The sequence below is a fragment of the Pseudomonas sp. genome, from assembly GCF_030698175.1.
Lineage (GTDB): Bacteria > Pseudomonadota > Gammaproteobacteria > Pseudomonadales > Pseudomonadaceae > Aquipseudomonas.
This window is the reverse complement of record NZ_JAUYNT010000024.1, coordinates 86,170-102,698: the sequence shown is the minus strand read 5'-3', so window position 1 is coordinate 102,698 and position 16,529 is coordinate 86,170. Positions and strand designations below refer to the sequence as shown.

At 61.2% G+C, this 16,529-nt stretch carries 12 protein-coding genes; 11 read left to right on the top strand and 1 reads right to left on the bottom strand.

Going from position 1 to position 16,529, the window contains the following annotated elements:
* The first annotated feature begins 41 nt into the window (after positions 1–41).
* The 11 genes from Q8R10_RS12685 (at position 42) to Q8R10_RS12635 (ending at position 15,519) form a co-directional block, all read left to right on the top strand.
* Positions 42–3,020: a sensor histidine kinase gene (locus Q8R10_RS12685; RefSeq protein WP_305654190.1), complete on the top strand. Its 2,979-nt coding sequence runs from the start codon at positions 42–44 to the stop codon at positions 3,018–3,020.
* Positions 3,020–4,456 (top strand): sigma-54 dependent transcriptional regulator, encoded by a 1,437-nt coding sequence (locus Q8R10_RS12680; RefSeq protein WP_305654189.1) that lies wholly within the window; start codon positions 3,020–3,022, stop codon positions 4,454–4,456. The genes Q8R10_RS12685 and Q8R10_RS12680 overlap by 1 nt, the downstream gene beginning before the upstream one ends.
* 715 nt (positions 4,457–5,171) lie before the next feature.
* Positions 5,172–6,581 (top strand): polynucleotide adenylyltransferase PcnB, encoded by a 1,410-nt coding sequence (locus tag Q8R10_RS12675; RefSeq protein ID WP_305654188.1) that lies wholly within the window; start codon positions 5,172–5,174, stop codon positions 6,579–6,581.
* Complete coding sequence (folK, locus tag Q8R10_RS12670) at positions 6,574–7,092, top strand: 2-amino-4-hydroxy-6-hydroxymethyldihydropteridine diphosphokinase (protein ID WP_305654187.1); 519 nt, start codon at positions 6,574–6,576, stop codon at positions 7,090–7,092. Before Q8R10_RS12675 ends, folK begins: the two co-directional genes overlap by 8 nt.
* Before the next feature lie 103 nt (positions 7,093–7,195).
* Entirely contained in the window at positions 7,196–7,996 is an 801-nt protein-coding gene (gene panB, locus Q8R10_RS12665) for a 3-methyl-2-oxobutanoate hydroxymethyltransferase (protein WP_305654186.1), read from the top strand.
* 15 nt (positions 7,997–8,011) lie between these two features.
* Positions 8,012–8,872 carry a pantoate--beta-alanine ligase gene (gene panC / locus Q8R10_RS12660; RefSeq protein WP_305654185.1) on the top strand — a complete coding sequence of 287 codons (861 nt, stop codon included), beginning with the start codon at positions 8,012–8,014 and terminating at the stop codon, positions 8,870–8,872.
* Between the two features lie 172 nt (positions 8,873–9,044).
* A complete protein-coding gene (gene panD / locus Q8R10_RS12655; protein ID WP_305654184.1) occupies positions 9,045–9,425 on the top strand; it encodes an aspartate 1-decarboxylase in 381 nt (126 codons plus the stop codon).
* Positions 9,426–9,541: 116 nt separating this feature from the next.
* Positions 9,542–11,206, top strand: a complete 1,665-nt coding sequence (gene pgi, locus Q8R10_RS12650) for a glucose-6-phosphate isomerase (protein ID WP_305654183.1) — start codon at positions 9,542–9,544, stop codon at positions 11,204–11,206.
* A gap of 166 nt (positions 11,207–11,372) precedes the next feature.
* Positions 11,373–13,310 carry an acetate--CoA ligase gene (acs, locus tag Q8R10_RS12645; RefSeq protein ID WP_305654182.1) on the top strand — a complete coding sequence of 646 codons (1,938 nt, stop codon included), beginning with the start codon at positions 11,373–11,375 and terminating at the stop codon, positions 13,308–13,310.
* A gap of 11 nt (positions 13,311–13,321) precedes the next feature.
* Entirely contained in the window at positions 13,322–14,197 is an 876-nt protein-coding gene (locus Q8R10_RS12640; protein ID WP_305654181.1) for an oxygenase MpaB family protein, read from the top strand.
* Between the two features lie 140 nt (positions 14,198–14,337).
* The gene (locus Q8R10_RS12635) at positions 14,338–15,519 is read left to right on the top strand and encodes an acetyl-CoA C-acetyltransferase (protein ID WP_305654180.1); all 1,182 of its coding nucleotides are present in this window, start codon (positions 14,338–14,340) and stop codon (positions 15,517–15,519) included.
* 205 nt (positions 15,520–15,724) lie between these two features.
* Here Q8R10_RS12635 and Q8R10_RS12630 read toward each other — a convergent pair whose 3' ends face one another.
* Positions 15,725–16,420, bottom strand: coding sequence for a hypothetical protein (locus tag Q8R10_RS12630; RefSeq protein ID WP_305654179.1), 696 nt, complete (start codon positions 16,418–16,420; stop codon positions 15,725–15,727).
* Positions 16,421–16,529: the final 109 nt, after the last annotated feature.

Genomic DNA, 16,529 nt, shown 5'->3' with positions numbered 1-16,529 from the left:
TCCGCTGACCGCCCCTTACCTGTATTCGCAGAGCCAATCTGATGCTGACGAGCTTTAACCTCAGCCAGCTGATCCTGATCAGCGCCGGCTATCTATTAATCCTGTTTGGCGTGGCCTGGATCACCGAGCGCGGCTGGATCGCCCGCTGGGTGATTCGCCACCCCCTGACCTACACCCTGTCACTGGGGGTGTATGCCAGCGCCTGGGCCTTCTATGGCACCGTCGGCTTGGCCTACCAGTATGGCTATGGTTTTTTAGCGATTTACCTGGGGATCTCGGCGGCCTTTTTACTGGCACCGGTGCTGCTCTATCCGATTTTACGCATCACCCGCACCTATCAACTGGCCTCGCTGGCCGACCTGTTTGCCTTTCGCTTTCGCAGTACCTGGGCCGGCACCCTGACCACCATTTTCATGTTGATTGGGGTGTTGCCGCTGCTGGCGTTGCAGATTCAAGCGGTGACCGACTCCATCGGCATCCTCACCCACGAGCCAGTGCAAAACCGTGTGGCCTTGAGTTTCTGTGGGCTGATTATTCTGTTCACCATTTTGTTTGGTTCGCGCCACGTGGCGGCCCGTGGCAAACATCAAGGCCTAGTGATTGCGATTGCCTTCGAGTCACTGGTCAAGCTGGTCGCCATGGCCTGCATCGGCCTGTACGCGGTCTACGGGGTATTTGGCAGTTTCGGCGAGCTGAGCAACTGGCTGCAACAAAACCACGAAACCCTCGAGGCCCTACGCACCCCGCTGGACGAGGGCCCTTGGCGCACCCTGCTGCTAATGTTCTTCGCCTCCGCCATCGTCATGCCGCACATGTACCACATGGCTTTCAGCGAGAACCTCAACCCGCGGGCCATGGTCACCGCCAGTTGGGGTTTCCCGCTGTTTTTGCTGCTGTTCAGCCTGGCCGTGCCACCGATTCTCTGGGCCGGCCTCAAGCTCGGCACACCGACCAATCCGGAATATTTCACCCTCGGTTTAGGCATTGCCGTCAACAACGACCTGCTGACCTTAATTGCTTACATCGGTGGGCTCTCGGCGGCCAGCGGCTTGATTATTGTGATGACCCTGGCGCTCTCCGGCATGGTCCTCAACCACCTGGTGTTGCCGCTGTATCAGCCGCCGGCCGAGGGCGACATCTACCGCTGGCTGAAGTGGACGCGACGCGCGCTGATCGCCACCATCATCATGACCGCCTTCGGCTTTTACGCCTTACTCGGCGCCGAGCAAGACCTGTCCAATCTGGGCATCGCCTCCTTCGTCGCCACCCTGCAGTTTCTGCCCGGGGTGCTGGCGGTACTGTATTGGCCGACGGCTAACCGCCGTGGTTTTATCGCCGGATTACTGGCCGGCATTACCGTCTGGTTGGTCAGCACCTTGTTACCGCTGCTGTTTAACCTGCAAGAAATCCACCTGCCCGCACTGAATGTGATTTACGTGCTCAGCGACAGCAATTGGCATTTGGCTGCCATCGCCTCACTGGCGGCGAATATCCTCGCCCTCACCCTGGTGTCGCTGTTTACCGAAGCCAGCAGCGAAGAATGCAGCGCCGCCGAGGCCTGCGCCGTCGACAATGTGTCGCGCCCACAACGGCGCGAACTGTTGGTCCACTCGCCGCAGGATTTCGCCAACCAACTGGCCAAGCCGCTGGGGGCGATGGCCGCGCAAAAAGAAGTCGAACAAGCGCTGCGCGACCTGCAACTGCCCTTTGATGAACACCGCCCCTATGCCCTGCGGCGCTTGCGTGACCGCCTCGAGGCCAACCTTTCAGGGCTGATGGGCCCCGGCGTGGCGACCGAAATGGTCGAGACCTTTCTGCCCTATAAATCCGGCAATGAGAGCTACGTCAGCGAAGACATTCACTTTATTGAGAGCCGCCTAGAAGACTATCGCTCACGCCTCACCGGCCTGGCCGCCGAACTCGACACCCTGCGCCGCTATCACCGGCAAACCCTGCAAGAGCTGCCCATGGGCGTTTGCTCGCTGGCCAAGGATCAGGAAATTCTGATGTGGAACCTGGCTCTGGAAGACCTGACGCAAATCTCCGCCCAGCAGGTGATTGGCTCGCGCCTGAGTACCCTGGATGAACCCTGGAAAGGTCTGCTGGAGTGTTTCGTGCAGTTGCCGGTGGAGCACCTGCATAAACAACGGATCATGCTCGACGGTCAGGTGCGCTGGCTTAACCTGCGCAAAGCGGCGATCAGCGAGCCACTGGCGCCAGGCAATACCGGGCTGGTGATTTTGCTCGAAGACCTCACCGACACCCAGCTACTGGAAGACAAACTGGCCCACTCGGAACGCCTGGCCTCAATTGGACGCCTGGCGGCCGGGGTCGCCCACGAGATAGGCAACCCGATCACCGGGATTGCCTGCCTGGCGCAAAACCTGCGCTACGAGCGCGAAGATGACGCCGAGCTCGGCGAGATCAGCACGCAAATCTTGCAACAAACCAAACGGGTGTCGCGCATCGTCCAGTCGCTGATGAGTTTTGCCCACGCCGGCAATCACCAGCACAACGAGGAAGTGGTCTGCCTGGCGGACGTCGCCCAGGAAGCCATCAGCTTGCTGTCGCTCAATCGTGACAGCGTCGATGTGCAGTTTTTCAACCTCTGCGACCCGCAACACCTGGTCAGCGGCGACCCGCAACGCCTCGCGCAAGTGCTGATCAACCTGCTCTCCAATGCCCGCGACGCCTCCACGGCCGGCGGCGCTATTCGGGTCAAAACCGAGGCCTCGGCACAGACCGTCGAACTGCTGGTTGAAGATGAAGGCACGGGGATTCCCAAAGCCATTATCGACCGTCTGTTCGAACCGTTTTTCACCACCAAAGATCCAGGCCATGGCACCGGCCTCGGCCTTGCACTGGTCTATTCGATCGTGGAAGAGCATTATGGGCAGATCACCATTGACAGCCCAGCCGACTCCGAGCGCCAGCGAGGCACTCGCTTTCGGGTAACGCTGCCTAGGCATATAGATGCGCCATCCGCCGCCACCTCAGACCGTCGAGAGAGCTTTAATTGATGCCGCACATTCTCATCGTCGAAGACGAAACCATCATCCGCTCAGCGCTGCGTCGCCTGTTTGAGCGCAATCAATATCAGGTCAGCGAAGCCGGCTCGGTGCAAGAGGCGCAAGAGCGCTTCAGCATCGCCAGCTTTGATTTGATCGTTAGCGATCTGCGCTTGCCGGGCGCGCCTGGCACCGAAATGATCAAGCTGGCGCAAGGCGCGCCGGTGCTGATCATGACCAGCTATGCCAGCCTGCGCTCGGCCGTGGACTCAATGAAGATGGGCGCGATCGACTACATCGCCAAACCCTTCGACCACGACGAAATGCTGCAAACCGTGGCGCGTATTTTGCGTGATCGCCAAGACAGCAAAAGCACTCCGGCCGAACGCAGCGCCGCCAGCAGCAGTGGCCGCGCCAGCAGCGACAAAGCCGGCGCCAATGTCGACAGCGAGATCGGCATTATTGGCTCCTGCGCGCCGATGCAAGACCTTTACAACAAAATTCGCCGGGTCGCGCCAACCGACTCAACGGTGCTGATTCAAGGCGAATCCGGCACCGGCAAAGAACTGGTGGCCCGCGCGCTGCACAACCTGTCGCGGCGCGCCAAAGCGCCGATGATCTCGGTCAACTGCGCGGCCATTCCGGAATCCTTGATTGAATCGGAACTGTTCGGCCATGAGAAAGGCGCCTTTACCGGCGCCACCTCGGGCCGCGCGGGCCTCGTCGAAGCAGCCGATGGCGGCAGCCTGTTTCTCGATGAGATCGGTGAGTTGCCACTGGAAGCCCAGGCGCGCTTGTTGCGTGTGCTACAAGAGGGTGAGATTCGCCGGGTCGGCTCGGTGCAGTCGCAAAAGGTCGATGTGCGCTTGATCGCCGCCACCCACCGCGACCTGAAAACCCTGGCCAAAATCGGCCAGTTTCGCGAAGACCTGTATTACCGCCTGCACGTGATAGCCCTGAAGCTGCCGTCACTGCGCGAACGCGGCAGTGATGTCGGCGAAATCGCCGACGTCTTTCTCGCCCGCCAAAGCGCCAAAATGGGCCGCACCGACCTGCATTTCAGCTACGAGGCCGAGCAAGCCATCCGCCACTACACCTGGCCGGGCAACGTTCGCGAACTGGAAAATGCCATTGAGCGGGCGGTAATCCTGTGCGAAGGCACGGAAATCTCGGTAGAACTGCTCGGTATCGATATCGAGCTAGACGATCTGGAAGATGACGACTTTATCGGCATGCTGCCCCAGCAGGGTGCCAGTAGCACCACTAACGAGCCAACTGAAGACCTGTCGCTGGAGGATTACTTCCAGCATTTCGTGCTTGAGCATCAGGACCACATGACCGAAACCGAGCTCGCGCGCAAACTCGGTATCAGCCGTAAATGCCTGTGGGAACGCCGCCAACGCCTGGGGATTCCACGGCGCAAAGCCGGCGCAGTCAGCAATCCGTAACCGCCCGTCGACCGAAAGCGTGCGGCATAGTTCAAAACTCGCGTTACCCAATTCACACTCAGTAACAAAAGCCGGGGCCTAGAGTAACAAGGCCCCGGCTTTTTTATGCCTGAAGACCACCACCAAAAAACCTAACGCACTGATTTTAAACGATTTTTAAAAGCTGGCACGGGTTCTGCTATATCTCTAGTACAAGAACAATAAAAACCAGCAAAAACCATAATAAAAACAAGACGTATCGACTGCAGCACAACAAAAACAACAATGCGCAGGCGCAGCAAACTGATTCTTTTGGAACAACGCGTTGACGAAATAAGTACTTGCGGGGTTCGCCCCACAACCAGGCCGAGAACAATAAAACTGCCCAAGGCAGCGCCTGAACTGGTTGAACGTTAGATGTTTAATGACATCGGCGAGCATGGCAAGGTCAGCATCCAAAGTAATCCGTTTCTTTTCACTCCTGACTTAGGAGTATTTCCAGCGCGAAGAGCGCGAAAAACCGGGCAACCAACAAAAACAACAAGCCCGTCATAATAATAAAAACACAGCACGCATCTACTTGTGGGGGAGTCTCGGCTCCCCCAGTAGCTTTGCCCGCTAAGCACGCTTGCTACACCATCTCCCCCAGCCAATGCTAGAATCGGCGCCTATCCTGGGGCCATTGCTGATTTTGGCCGCTATCCTGTCAAAATCGCCCCGTCAAACAGTGACGCCCATGCTGAAGAAGTTCTTGCAAAAACTCCGCTCGCCCTTGCGCCGCAAGCCCCTTAAGCGCAGCAGCCCGATCGTGCTGAATAATAACCAGCATCCCTTGCGACGTGCCGACCTGAGCCGCTACGCGGTCAGTGTGGTCGACCGCCTGCAACAGGCCGGCTACCAGGCTTACCTCGTCGGCGGTTGCGTACGCGACCTGTTGCTCAATATAAATCCCAAAGATTTTGACGTTGCCACCAGCGCCACCCCAGAACAGGTGCGCGCCGAGTTCCGCAACGCTCGGGTAATTGGTCGCCGGTTCAAATTGGTGCATGTGCACTTTGGCCGCGAGATCATCGAAGTGGCGACCTTCCGCGCCAACCACGCAATCTGCGACGACGATGACGACCACGACAGCAACCAGTCTTCGCACCATGAAAGCGGTCGAATTCTGCGCGACAACGTTTACGGCACCCTGGAAGATGATGCCCAGCGCCGCGACTTCACCATCAACGCCCTTTATCTGGACGCCAGTTGCGAGCGCATTCTCGACTACGCCAACGGCGTGCACGACATTCAGAACCGCCTGGTGCGGCTGATTGGCGACCCGCAGCAGCGCTATAAAGAAGACCCTGTGCGGATGCTGCGCGCGGTGCGCTTTGCCGCCAAACTCGATTTCGACATCGAACCACACAGCGCCGCGCCCATTGCGCTGCTGGCGCCCCTGCTGCGGGAAATTCCCTCGGCCCGCTTGTTTGACGAAGTGCTTAAGTTGCTGCTGGCCGGTCAGGCCGAGCGCACCTTTGAGCTGCTGGTCGAGCATGAGTTGCTGGCCCCACTGTTCCCCGCCACGGCCCGCGCCCTCAAGCGTGACCCCGAGTACGCCGGCGAGCTGATTCGCCTGGCACTGGCCAGCACCGACGCACGCATCCAACAAGGCAAAACCGTAACTCCGGCGTTTCTGTTTGCCGCCCTGCTCTGGCCGGCGTTACCGGCACGGGTCAGCGAGTTGCAAAACGGCGGCATGCCACCGATCCCGGCCATGCACGAAGCCGCGCACCAGTTGATTGCCGAGCAGTGCCAACGCATCGCCATCCCCAAGCGCTTCAGCATTCCGATTCGCGAAATCTGGGACATGCAAGAACGTCTGCCGCGCCGCCAAGGCAAGCGCGCCGACTTGCTGCTGGAGAACCCCCGTTTCCGTGCCGGCTACGATTTCCTCCTGCTGCGCGAAGACGCCGGTGAACAGACCGGCGGCCTGGGCGACTGGTGGACCGACTACCAGGAAGTCAACGACAGCGAGCGGCGCAACATGATCCGCAACCTGGTCGCCAAGCCGGAAGACGGCGCGGCACCGGCACGAAAAAAACGCCGTGGCGGCAATCGCAAGCGCCGCGGGCCTGGCGCCGACGCACCTTCCGCGAATGACTGAAGCGGTTTATATCGGCCTGGGCAGTAACCTGGCCGAGCCACTTGAGCAACTGCGCGAGGCGCTGCTAGCCCTCGCCCAGCTGCCGCACACGCAAGTGCGCGCCGTCTCCTCGTTTTATGCCAGCGACCCGCTCGGCCCCGCCGATCAGCCCCGTTACGTCAACGCCGTGGCGTTGCTCGATTGCGCGCTAACGCCCCTCGAACTACTCGACGCCCTGCAACAGATTGAACTGAGCCAGGGCCGCGTGCGCAAAGCCGAACGCTGGGGGCCGCGCACCCTGGATCTGGACATTCTGCTGTTTGGCCAACGCCTGCTGGATCAGCCGCGCCTGCGCGTGCCCCATTACCATCTACAGGCGCGCGCCTTCGTGCTCTATCCGCTGGCCGAAATTGCCAGTCAATTGTGCCTGCCCGATGGCCGCCAACTGAGTGATTTGCTGGCCGCCTGCCCCTTCGTCGGCCTGGAGAAACTGGGCAATAGTGCCGCCCTGGATTTACCCCAAGTACGGTAACGCCAGTAACAACCCGGTAACACCTGCAATTGACTTCCCGGCGCGCCATCAGGACTATAGGCGTCCCGTTGCCCTGCGCCTGCAGCAGAAGAGGACGCTTTCCATGTCTGACGTTACCCTGAGCACCCTGCAAAGCCTCAAGCAGAGCGGTGAGAAAATCGCCATGTTGACCTGCTATGACGCCACCTTTGCCCATGCCGCCAGCCAGGCGGGCGTTGAAGTGCTGCTGGTGGGTGACTCACTCGGCATGGTCCTGCAGGGCCATGACAGCACCTTGCCGGTAACCGTTGCCGACATGGCCTACCATGTCGCTGCGGTTAAACGCGGCAATCAGGGCGCACTGATTCTGGTCGACCTGCCCTTTATGGCCTATGCCACCACCGAGCAATGCCTGCATAACTGCGCCACCTTAATGCAAGCCGGCGCGCACATGGTCAAGCTCGAAGGCGCCGGCTGGCTGGCCGACCCCATACGACTGCTGGCTGAGCGCGGCATTCCCGCCTGCGCGCACCTAGGGCTGACGCCGCAAGCGGTGAATATTCTCGGCGGTTACAAGGTGCAAGGCCGCCATGAGGCGCAAGCCCGGCAGATGCGCGCCGATGCTATCGCGCTGGAGCAAGCCGGCGCCTGCATGCTGTTGCTTGAATGCGTGCCCAGCAGCTTGGCGGAAGAAATCACCCAGGCGGTAAAAATCCCGGTAATCGGCATTGGCGCGGGCAGCGCCACCGACGGCCAGGTACTGGTACTGCACGACATGCTCGGTTTAGCCCTGAGCGGTCGCAGCCCCAAGTTTGTAAAAAACTTTATGGCTGGCCAAGACTCCATCGCCGCCGCTTTTAGCGCCTATGTGCAGGCCGTTAAAGCCGTTACCTTTCCTGCCGCCGAACACGGCTTCTCGGCATAAACACGGAATGCTTCCATGAACATAGTAAGAACGGTGCGCGAATTGCGCGCCGCAGTGGCCCACGCCCGCAGTGAAGGTAAGCGCATTGGCTTTGTACCGACCATGGGAAACCTCCATGAAGGTCACGCCGCACTGGTGGAGAAAGCCAGCCAGCGGGTTGACTTCGTGGTCGCCAGCATCTTCGTTAACCCGCTGCAGTTCGGCCCCAAGGAAGACCTGGCCAGCTACCCGCGCACCCTCGAGGCCGATAAGGAGCGCCTACTGCAAGCCGGCTGCAACCTGTTGTTTGCCCCCACCGTTGAAGAGATGTACCCCCACGGCATGGCAGGGCAAACCCGGGTCAGCGTGCCGGGCGTCTCCGACGGTCTGTGCGGCGCCAGTCGCCCTGGGCATTTTGAAGGTGTGGCGACGGTGGTCTGTAAGCTGTTCAATATGGTTCAGCCGGACCTGGCCATCTTCGGGCAAAAAGACTTCCAGCAACTGGCGGTGATTCGCACCCTGGTCAGCGACCTGAACATGCCCATTCAGATCATTGGCGAGCCCACCGTCCGTGCCGCCGATGGCTTGGCGCTGTCCTCACGCAATGGCTATCTCGATGAGCAGCAGCGCAGCATCGCGCCGGCCATCTATCGCACCCTGAGCGAGCTGGCGGCAGCCATTCAGGCCGGCGGCAACGACTTCCAGGCGCTGCTCAGCCAGGGGTTAGCCGCACTGCAAGAAGCCGGCTTGCGCCCCGACTATCTAGAAATCCGCGAGGCCAACAGCCTCAAGCCGGCGACCCCAAGCGATCAACATCTGGTGATTCTGGCAGCGGCCTTTATCGGCACTACCCGACTGATCGATAACCTGGCGTTTGAGCGCCCAGCAACGGCCTGATACCCGCGGCCCAGGCGCTTGCCCCACCGACAGCGTTCGGGCAAACTCGCCCGCCGCTGGTGGTGCCAAGCAGCCCAGTTAAGGCTCACCTTGGGCGAAGATCAGCCACTTTAAACGCAGTACCGCGCGCGTAGCCCGCAGTCGACATTCAACAGGTTCTGAGGAGATCACCATGCACGCCATCATGCTCAAGGCCAAACTGCACCGCGCCGAAGTCACCCACGCGGTACTCGATTACGAAGGTTCCTGCGCCATCGACGGCGACTGGCTGGATCTGTCGGGCATCCGCGAATACGAGCAGATTCAGATCTATAACGTCGACAACGGCGAACGTTTCACCACCTATGCGATTCGTGGCGAAGCCGGCTCGCGGATGATCTCGGTCAATGGCGCCGCCGCCCATAAAGCTAAAGTTGGCGACCGGGTAATCATCTGCGCCTACGCCCACTACAGCGAAGCCGATCTGGTTAATTTCCAGCCGCGCATGCTCTATATGGCGCCAGGCAATGAGCTCAGTCACACCACTAACGCAATCCCGGTACAAGTGGCTTAGGGCGCTAAGATTTCGCGCTATGTTCAACCCCTAAGCCGTTAGAATCAAAGCCCGGAACTCTCCGGGCTTTTTGACATTCAAAGACCGCACATCATTATTCAAGGAAGTCGGCAACCATGGCGTATTACCAAAACCCACTTGACGCCACCCTTCTGCCCGCTTGGCAGGCGCTCAGCCAACACCGCGAAACGATGCAGAATTTCAGCCTGCGCCAGGCGTTTGCCGAAAACCCGCAGCGCTTCAGTGATTTCTCGATGAGCAGCAGTAGCCTGTTTCTTGATTACTCGAAAAACCTGATCACCAGTGAAACCCGCAGCCTATTGGTTAATCTGGCCCGTGAGTGCGACCTGGAGCAAGCGATTCGCGCCCTGTTTGACGGCGAGCTGGTCAACAGCTCGGAAGGTCGCCCGGCGCTGCACACCGCCTTGCGCCGGCCGGTCGGTGATCGCCTGGAAGTAAACGGCGTTAACGTGATGCCTGAAGTGCACCGCGTACTCAATCAGATGACCGAACTGGTCAGCCGCATTCACAATGGCCTGTGGCGCGGTTACAGCGAAAAGCCGATCACCGACATCGTCAATATCGGCATTGGCGGCTCCTTCCTCGGCCCGCAACTGGTCTCGGAGGCGTTGCTGCCCTTTGCGCAAAAAGGCGTCACTTGCCACTACCTGGCCAATATCGACGGCAGTGAGTTCTTTGAACTGGCCGGCAAACTGCGGGCAGAAACCACGCTATTTATCGTCTCGTCAAAAACCTTCGGCACCCTCGAAACCCTGAAAAACGCCCAAGCTTCGCGCGCCTGGTACCTGGCCCAGGGCGGTTCGGAAGAGGCGCTGCACCGGCATTTTATTGCCGTGTCGAGCAACCGCGAAGCGGCGCTGGCGTTTGGTATTCGCGCCGAGAACATCTTCCCGATGTGGGACTGGGTTGGCGGGCGTTACTCGCTGTGGTCGGCGATCGGTTTGCCGATTGCCCTGGCGATTGGCATGTCCAATTTCAAAGAATTGCTGGCCGGCGCCTACAGCATGGATCAGCATTTCCAGAGCGCCCCACTGGAGCGCAACATGCCGGTGCTGCTGGCCATGTTGGGAGTTTGGTATGGCAACTTCTGGGGCGCGCAAAGCCACGCGATCCTGCCGTACGACCACTACCTGCGCAACATCACCAAGCACTTGCAGCAGCTGGACATGGAGTCCAATGGCAAAAGTGTACGGCATGACGGCAGCCCGGTAAGCACCGCTACCGGCCCGGTGATCTGGGGTGGCGTCGGTTGTAACGGTCAGCACGCCTATCACCAGTTACTGCACCAGGGCACCCAGCTGATTCCAGCCGACTTTATCGTACCGGTGGTCAGCTACAACCCGGTGGCCGACCACCACCAGTGGCTGTACGCCAACTGCTTGTCCCAGAGCCAAGCCCTGATGCTGGGTAAAACCCACGGTGAAGCCGAGGCCGAGTTGCGTGCCAAAGGTTTGCCGGAAGGCGAAGTGCAACGCCTGGCGCCGCACAAAGTGATCCCCGGCAACCGACCAAGTAACACCTTGGTGCTCGAACGCATCAGCCCACGCCGCCTCGGCGCCTTGGTGGCGCTGTACGAGCACAAGGTATTCGTGCAGAGCGTGATCTGGGGCATCAACGCCTTCGACCAATGGGGTGTGGAGCTGGGCAAGGAGATGGGCAAGAACGTCTATCAGCGCATGACCAGCTGGGAGCCGGAGCCAGCCGAAGACAGCTCAACCCAAGGGCTGATCGACTACTTCCGCGGCCGTCACCGCGGCTAATTTTCAAGTAAATCCCAAGCCGGCCTGAGGCCCACTTCACGCCGGCTTTTTACTGCCCGGCAACTACCCGACAACACTTGAACCCGGCAACGGCCTGGGTCACTCTTATCAATCGGTAGCGCGCCGCTGCAATCGCCCACGCGCAGACAATAATAAGGACCCGAGCATGTTCGAGATCACTGCCCACCCCGTTGCCGAGCATGTGCGCCAGCGCGCCCTGCTGAATAACGACGACTACCTGCGCCTGTATCAGCAATCCATCGAGCAGCCAGAGACCTTTTGGGCCGAGCAGGCCAAGGCCTTTCTGGACTGGAGCAAGCCCTGGGATCAGGTACTGGTCAGCGATATGCACAGCGGCCTGGCGCAGTGGTTCAAGGGCGGCCAACTGAACGTCAGCGTCAACTGCATCGACCGCCATCTGGCCGAGCGCGGCGAGCAGATCGCGATTATCTGGGAAGGCGACAACCCCAGCGAGTCGGCGCAAATCACCTACCGCGAGCTGCACGATAAAGTCTGCCGACTGGCCAATGTGCTAAAAAGCCGTGGCGTACAAAAAGGCGACCGTGTCTGCATCTACATGCCGATGATCCCCGAAGCGGCCTACGCCATGCTCGCCTGTTCGCGCATCGGTGCGGTGCACTCGGTGGTGTTCGGCGGCTTCTCCCCGGACGCCCTGCGCGACCGGATTCTGGATGCCGATTGCCGCACCGTGATTACCGCCGATGAAGGCGTGCGCGCCGGCAAATATGTGCCACTGAAAAACAACGTCGATAAGGCCCTGCTGAGTTGTCCGACAGTCTCCACAGTAGTGGTGGTCGAGCGTAGCCAGGGCGAAATCAACTGGGTCGAAGGCCGTGACCTCTGGTATCACCAGGCCCTAAAAGACGTCAGTGACGACTGCCCGGCCGAACCGATGGACGCCGAAGACCCGCTGTTTATCCTCTACACCTCAGGCTCCACCGGCAAACCCAAGGGCGTGCTGCACACCACCGGCGGCTATCTGCTGCAGGCGGCCATGAGCCACAAGTACGTGTTCGACTACCACGCCGGCGACATCTACTGGTGCACCGCCGATGTCGGCTGGGTCACCGGCCACAGCTACATCGTCTACGGTCCGCTGGCCAACGGCGCCACTACCCTGATCTTCGAGGGCGTGCCGAATTACCCGGACAGCTCGCGCTTCTGGCAGGTGATCGACAAGCACCAGGTGAATATTTTCTACACGGCGCCGACGGCCCTGCGCGCCTTGATGCGCGAGGGCGACGGCCCGGTGCAAAAGACCTCGCGGTCGAGCCTGCGCTTGCTCGGCAGCGTCGGCGAGCCGATCAACCCGGAAGCCTGGGAATGGTATTACCACGTGGTCGGCGAAACCCGCTGCCCGATAGTTGATACCTGGTGGCAGACCGAAACCGGCGGCATCATGATCTGCCCGCTGCCCGGCGCCACCCTGCTCAAACCAGGCTCGGCGACCCGGCCGTTCTTCGGCGTGCAACCGGCCCTGCTGGACGAAAAAGGCCTGGAGATTGAGGGTGCCGGCAGCGGCGTGTTGGCGATCAAAGCCAGCTGGCCTGGGCAGATCCGCAGCATCTATGGCGATCACCAGCGGATGATCGACACCTACTTCAAACCCTTCCCCGGCTACTACTTCACCGGCGACGGCGCCCGTCGCGACGAGGACGGTTACTACTGGATCACCGGCCGGGTGGATGACGTGATCAACGTCTCCGGCCACCGCATCGGCACCGCTGAAGTGGAAAGCGCCCTGGTGCTGCACGACGCCGTCGCCGAAGCCGCAGTGGTCGGCTACCCCCACGACATCAAGGGCCAGGGCATCTACGCCTTCGTCACCCTGATGAATGGCATCGAGCCAAACCAAGCCCTACAGCAAGAGTTAGTCGCCTTAGTGGCCAAGGAAATCGGCAGCTTCGCCAAGCCGGAGCTGATGCAATGGGCGCCGGGCCTGCCGAAAACCCGCTCGGGCAAGATCATGCGCCGCATCCTGCGCAAGATCGCCTGCAATGAGCTCGACACCTTGGGCGACACCTCGACCCTGGCCGACCCGAGCGTGGTCGACGGCCTGATCGACCAACGCCTGAACCGCTGAATTTGAAGCCTATGGAAGCCCTGCGCCGGCGTATCGAAAGGCGGGTATTCAGCCTCAGCGGCCTGACTCTGGGGCAGGTCGACTATGAAAACCCCAAGGGCGATCCGGGACTGTTCGGCCCCGACTCCATGCCCTGGGAAGTGCACCGCGACTTCACCAGCATGCTGGTCGGTGGCATCGCCTCTCTGTTGCTGCAGATGCTCCATCCGCTGGCTCTGGCCGGCGTCTGGGACCACTCCAACTTCCGCCAGGACATGCTCGGCCGTCTGCGCCGCACCGGCCAGTTTATCGCCGGCACCAGCTTCGCCCCCACCGCCTCGGCCGACGAACTGCTTGCACGGGTGCGCAGCATCCATCTACAGGTCAGCGGCACCGCGCCGGATGGCCGCACCTACGCCGCCAGCGACCCGGAGCTGCTGACCTGGGTGCATGTGGCGGAAGTTTCCTGCTTTCTGGCCGGCTACCTGCGTTACTTCAACCCACAGTTACCGGCGGCCGAGCAGGACCGCTACTACGCCGAAATAGCCATAGTCGCCGAGCGCCTCGGCGCCCGCGACGTGCCCAAATCCCGCGCGGCAGTGGCCGATTACCTCACGGCCATGCGCCCGCAGTTGGTCTGCGATGAACGGACCCGGGAGATCTGCCGAGTACTGCTCAATGCACCGGCACCGAGCCGCGCCGCCGCCCCAGTGTCGCGACTGTTTATGCAGGCCGGCATCGACCTGTTACCCGACTGGACGCGCCAGCAGCTCGGCCTGCAGCAAGCCGCCTGGCAGCGCCCGCTGATCCGCGCCGGCGTGCACAGCCTGGCGTTCCTGCTGCGCTGGGCGGTGCGCAACGGCGCCATCCACCGTGCCCGCCGGCGCATGGGCTTGCCGTCACGTTAAGCGCTGCCGCCGTAGCGAGCGAGCCGCACTTACGTCAGAGCCTAGCTAGGCGCAATTGGCCGGCGACCGCTCGGTGTGCGACCATTACGGCCATTCGGGTCAGTCACTGACCGCACTCAGCCGCCATGAGGAACTGCACCATGCAAGAAGTCGTTATCGTCGCCGCCACCCGCACCGCCGTCGGCAGCTTTCAAGGTTCACTGGCGAATATTTCGGCCGTCGATCTGGGCGCGGCGGTGATCCGCCAGTTGTTGGCGCAGACCGGCCTGGATGGCGCACTGGTGGATGAAGTGATTTTCGGCCAGGTGCTCACCGCCGGCGCCGGCCAGAACCCGGCCCGGCAGACCGCGATCAAAGCCGGCCTGCCCCATGCCGTGCCGGCCCTGACCCTGAACAAGGTCTGCGGCTCGGGCCTCAAAGCCCTGCACCTGGGCGCCCAGGCCATTCGTTGCGGCGACGCCGAAGTGATCATCGCCGGCGGCCAAGAGAACATGAGCCTGTCCAACTACGTGATGCCAGGCGCGCGCACCGGCCTGCGCATGGGTCACGCCAAAGTCATCGATACCATGATCTGCGATGGCCTGTGGGATGCCTTCAACGACTACCACATGGGCATCACCGCCGAGAACCTGGTGGACAAATACGGCATCAGCCGAGCAGCCCAGGACGCCTTCGCGGCTGCCTCGCAGCAAAAAGCCGTAGCGGCCATCGAAGCCGGCCGCTTCGTTGACGAAATCACCCCAATCCTGGTGCCTTCACGCAAAGGTGAGCCGGTGGCCTTCGCCATCGACGAACAACCGCGCGCCGGCACCACTGCCGAGTCCCTGGGCAAACTAAAGCCGGCGTTCAAGAAAGACGGTTCGGTCACCGCCGGCAACGCCTCCAGCCTGAATGACGGCGCCGCCGCCGTGCTGCTGATGAGCGCCGCCAAGGCCGAGGCCCTCGGCCTGCCGGTATTGGCGCGGATCAAAGCCTACGCCAACGCCGGGGTTGATCCAGCCATCATGGGCATCGGCCCGGTGTCCGCCACCCAACGCTGCCTGGCCAAAGCCGGCTGGCAGGTGAGCGATCTGGACCTGATCGAAGCCAACGAAGCCTTCGCCGCCCAGTCTCTGGCCGTCGGCCAAGAGCTGCAGTGGGACACCAGCAAGGTCAACGTCAACGGCGGCGCCATTGCTCTGGGCCACCCAATCGGTGCATCGGGCTGCCGCATCTTGGTCAGCCTGCTGCACGAGATGCTCAAGCGCGACGCCAAGAAAGGCCTGGCCACCCTGTGCATCGGCGGCGGTCAGGGCGTAGCCCTGGCGCTTGAGCGCGATTAACCCCTTGCTACGCGTTACGCTTTTGTAGCCTTTGTAGGGTGGGTTAGCGGCGCAAGACCAGATCCATACAACAGCACAAAGCTTGGCGCGCCGCGTAACCCACCATCGGCGCAACGCGGAATATCGCTTGGTGGGTTACGCGGCGCGCCACAATCACCGTTGGCTCAACGGCCGCTGTAATGCGCCGCTAACCCACCCTACGGCCCTAGGGCTCTTGCAGATACTCGGCGAAGAAGCGGTCGAGTTCGCCGTGGTACTTATCGAGGCTGTACAAGGTATCGGCGGCCAGCAGGTCGAGCAGAATCAGGCCATTGACGCTCGAGTCCCGTTCGGCGGCGGTGCGTAGACGCTGAGCCATGCCCAGATTGACCTGACGCAGATTGCGGTAGACCTCACGTAACCCGGCCAAGTCCCAGTCCGCCGCCAGGCCGTGCTGAGTGCGCAGAAACTGGCCCAACAGGTAACTGCCCATCACCCGGAACAAGGTTTCGTCGCTACCGCTGAAAGGTTGGTGAAACCAGGCCATGGCCTTAAGCAGACGCGTATGCGGACAACCGCTGGCCGCCCCTACGGCCCCCAGCAACGAACCTGCCGCTCGCTGCAAAGTGGTGTGCTGGTGGATTTCCCGGTCACGCCAGCGCACCCGCACATCCACCGACTCGAAGGAGGAGCGCGTGGCCAGCATGTTCACCGGTTGCTGCAAGGCCGCCGCAAAAGGGCAAAGTTGCACCTCGTTGACCGACAGCGGGCAATGCGGGCATTGCTGGAAATCCAGGCGCGTCCAGGCGGCCGCCTCAGGCAAGCCGGCGTCGTCCTCCAGGGCCACGCCATGCTCGACCGACTGCCCATCGGCGAAAGTGAAGCGGTAGGTGATGAGTGTGTCAGTCTGATCAGGCGGCATGGTCTAACCTCATGCGTTCACGGGAAGCTGCATGCAGTGGTACTTGGCCATAGACAGCACAATAATGGCGTCTTGATTCTGGCAGCCCTGGGTGATTTGACTAAGGTTT

Excerpts from the sequence above, each read along its gene's own strand:
- Q8R10_RS12630 (WP_305654179.1), bottom strand. The coding sequence starts at position 16,420 with ATGCCGCCTGATCAGACTGACACACTCATCACCTACCGCTTCACTTTC.
- Q8R10_RS12635 (WP_305654180.1), top strand. The coding sequence starts at position 14,338 with ATGCAAGAAGTCGTTATCGTCGCCGCCACCCGCACCGCCGTCGGCAGC.
- Q8R10_RS12680 (WP_305654189.1), top strand. The coding sequence starts at position 3,020 with ATGCCGCACATTCTCATCGTCGAAGACGAAACCATCATCCGCTCAGCG.
- Q8R10_RS12640 (WP_305654181.1), top strand. The coding sequence starts at position 13,322 with ATGGAAGCCCTGCGCCGGCGTATCGAAAGGCGGGTATTCAGCCTCAGC.
- Q8R10_RS12675 (WP_305654188.1), top strand. The coding sequence starts at position 5,172 with ATGCTGAAGAAGTTCTTGCAAAAACTCCGCTCGCCCTTGCGCCGCAAG.
- panB (WP_305654186.1), top strand. The coding sequence starts at position 7,196 with ATGTCTGACGTTACCCTGAGCACCCTGCAAAGCCTCAAGCAGAGCGGT.
- panD (WP_305654184.1), top strand. The coding sequence starts at position 9,045 with ATGCACGCCATCATGCTCAAGGCCAAACTGCACCGCGCCGAAGTCACC.
- acs (WP_305654182.1), top strand. The coding sequence starts at position 11,373 with ATGTTCGAGATCACTGCCCACCCCGTTGCCGAGCATGTGCGCCAGCGC.
- pgi (WP_305654183.1), top strand. The coding sequence starts at position 9,542 with ATGGCGTATTACCAAAACCCACTTGACGCCACCCTTCTGCCCGCTTGG.
- Q8R10_RS12685 (WP_305654190.1), top strand. The coding sequence starts at position 42 with ATGCTGACGAGCTTTAACCTCAGCCAGCTGATCCTGATCAGCGCCGGC.
- folK (WP_305654187.1), top strand. The coding sequence starts at position 6,574 with ATGACTGAAGCGGTTTATATCGGCCTGGGCAGTAACCTGGCCGAGCCA.
- panC (WP_305654185.1), top strand. The coding sequence starts at position 8,012 with ATGAACATAGTAAGAACGGTGCGCGAATTGCGCGCCGCAGTGGCCCAC.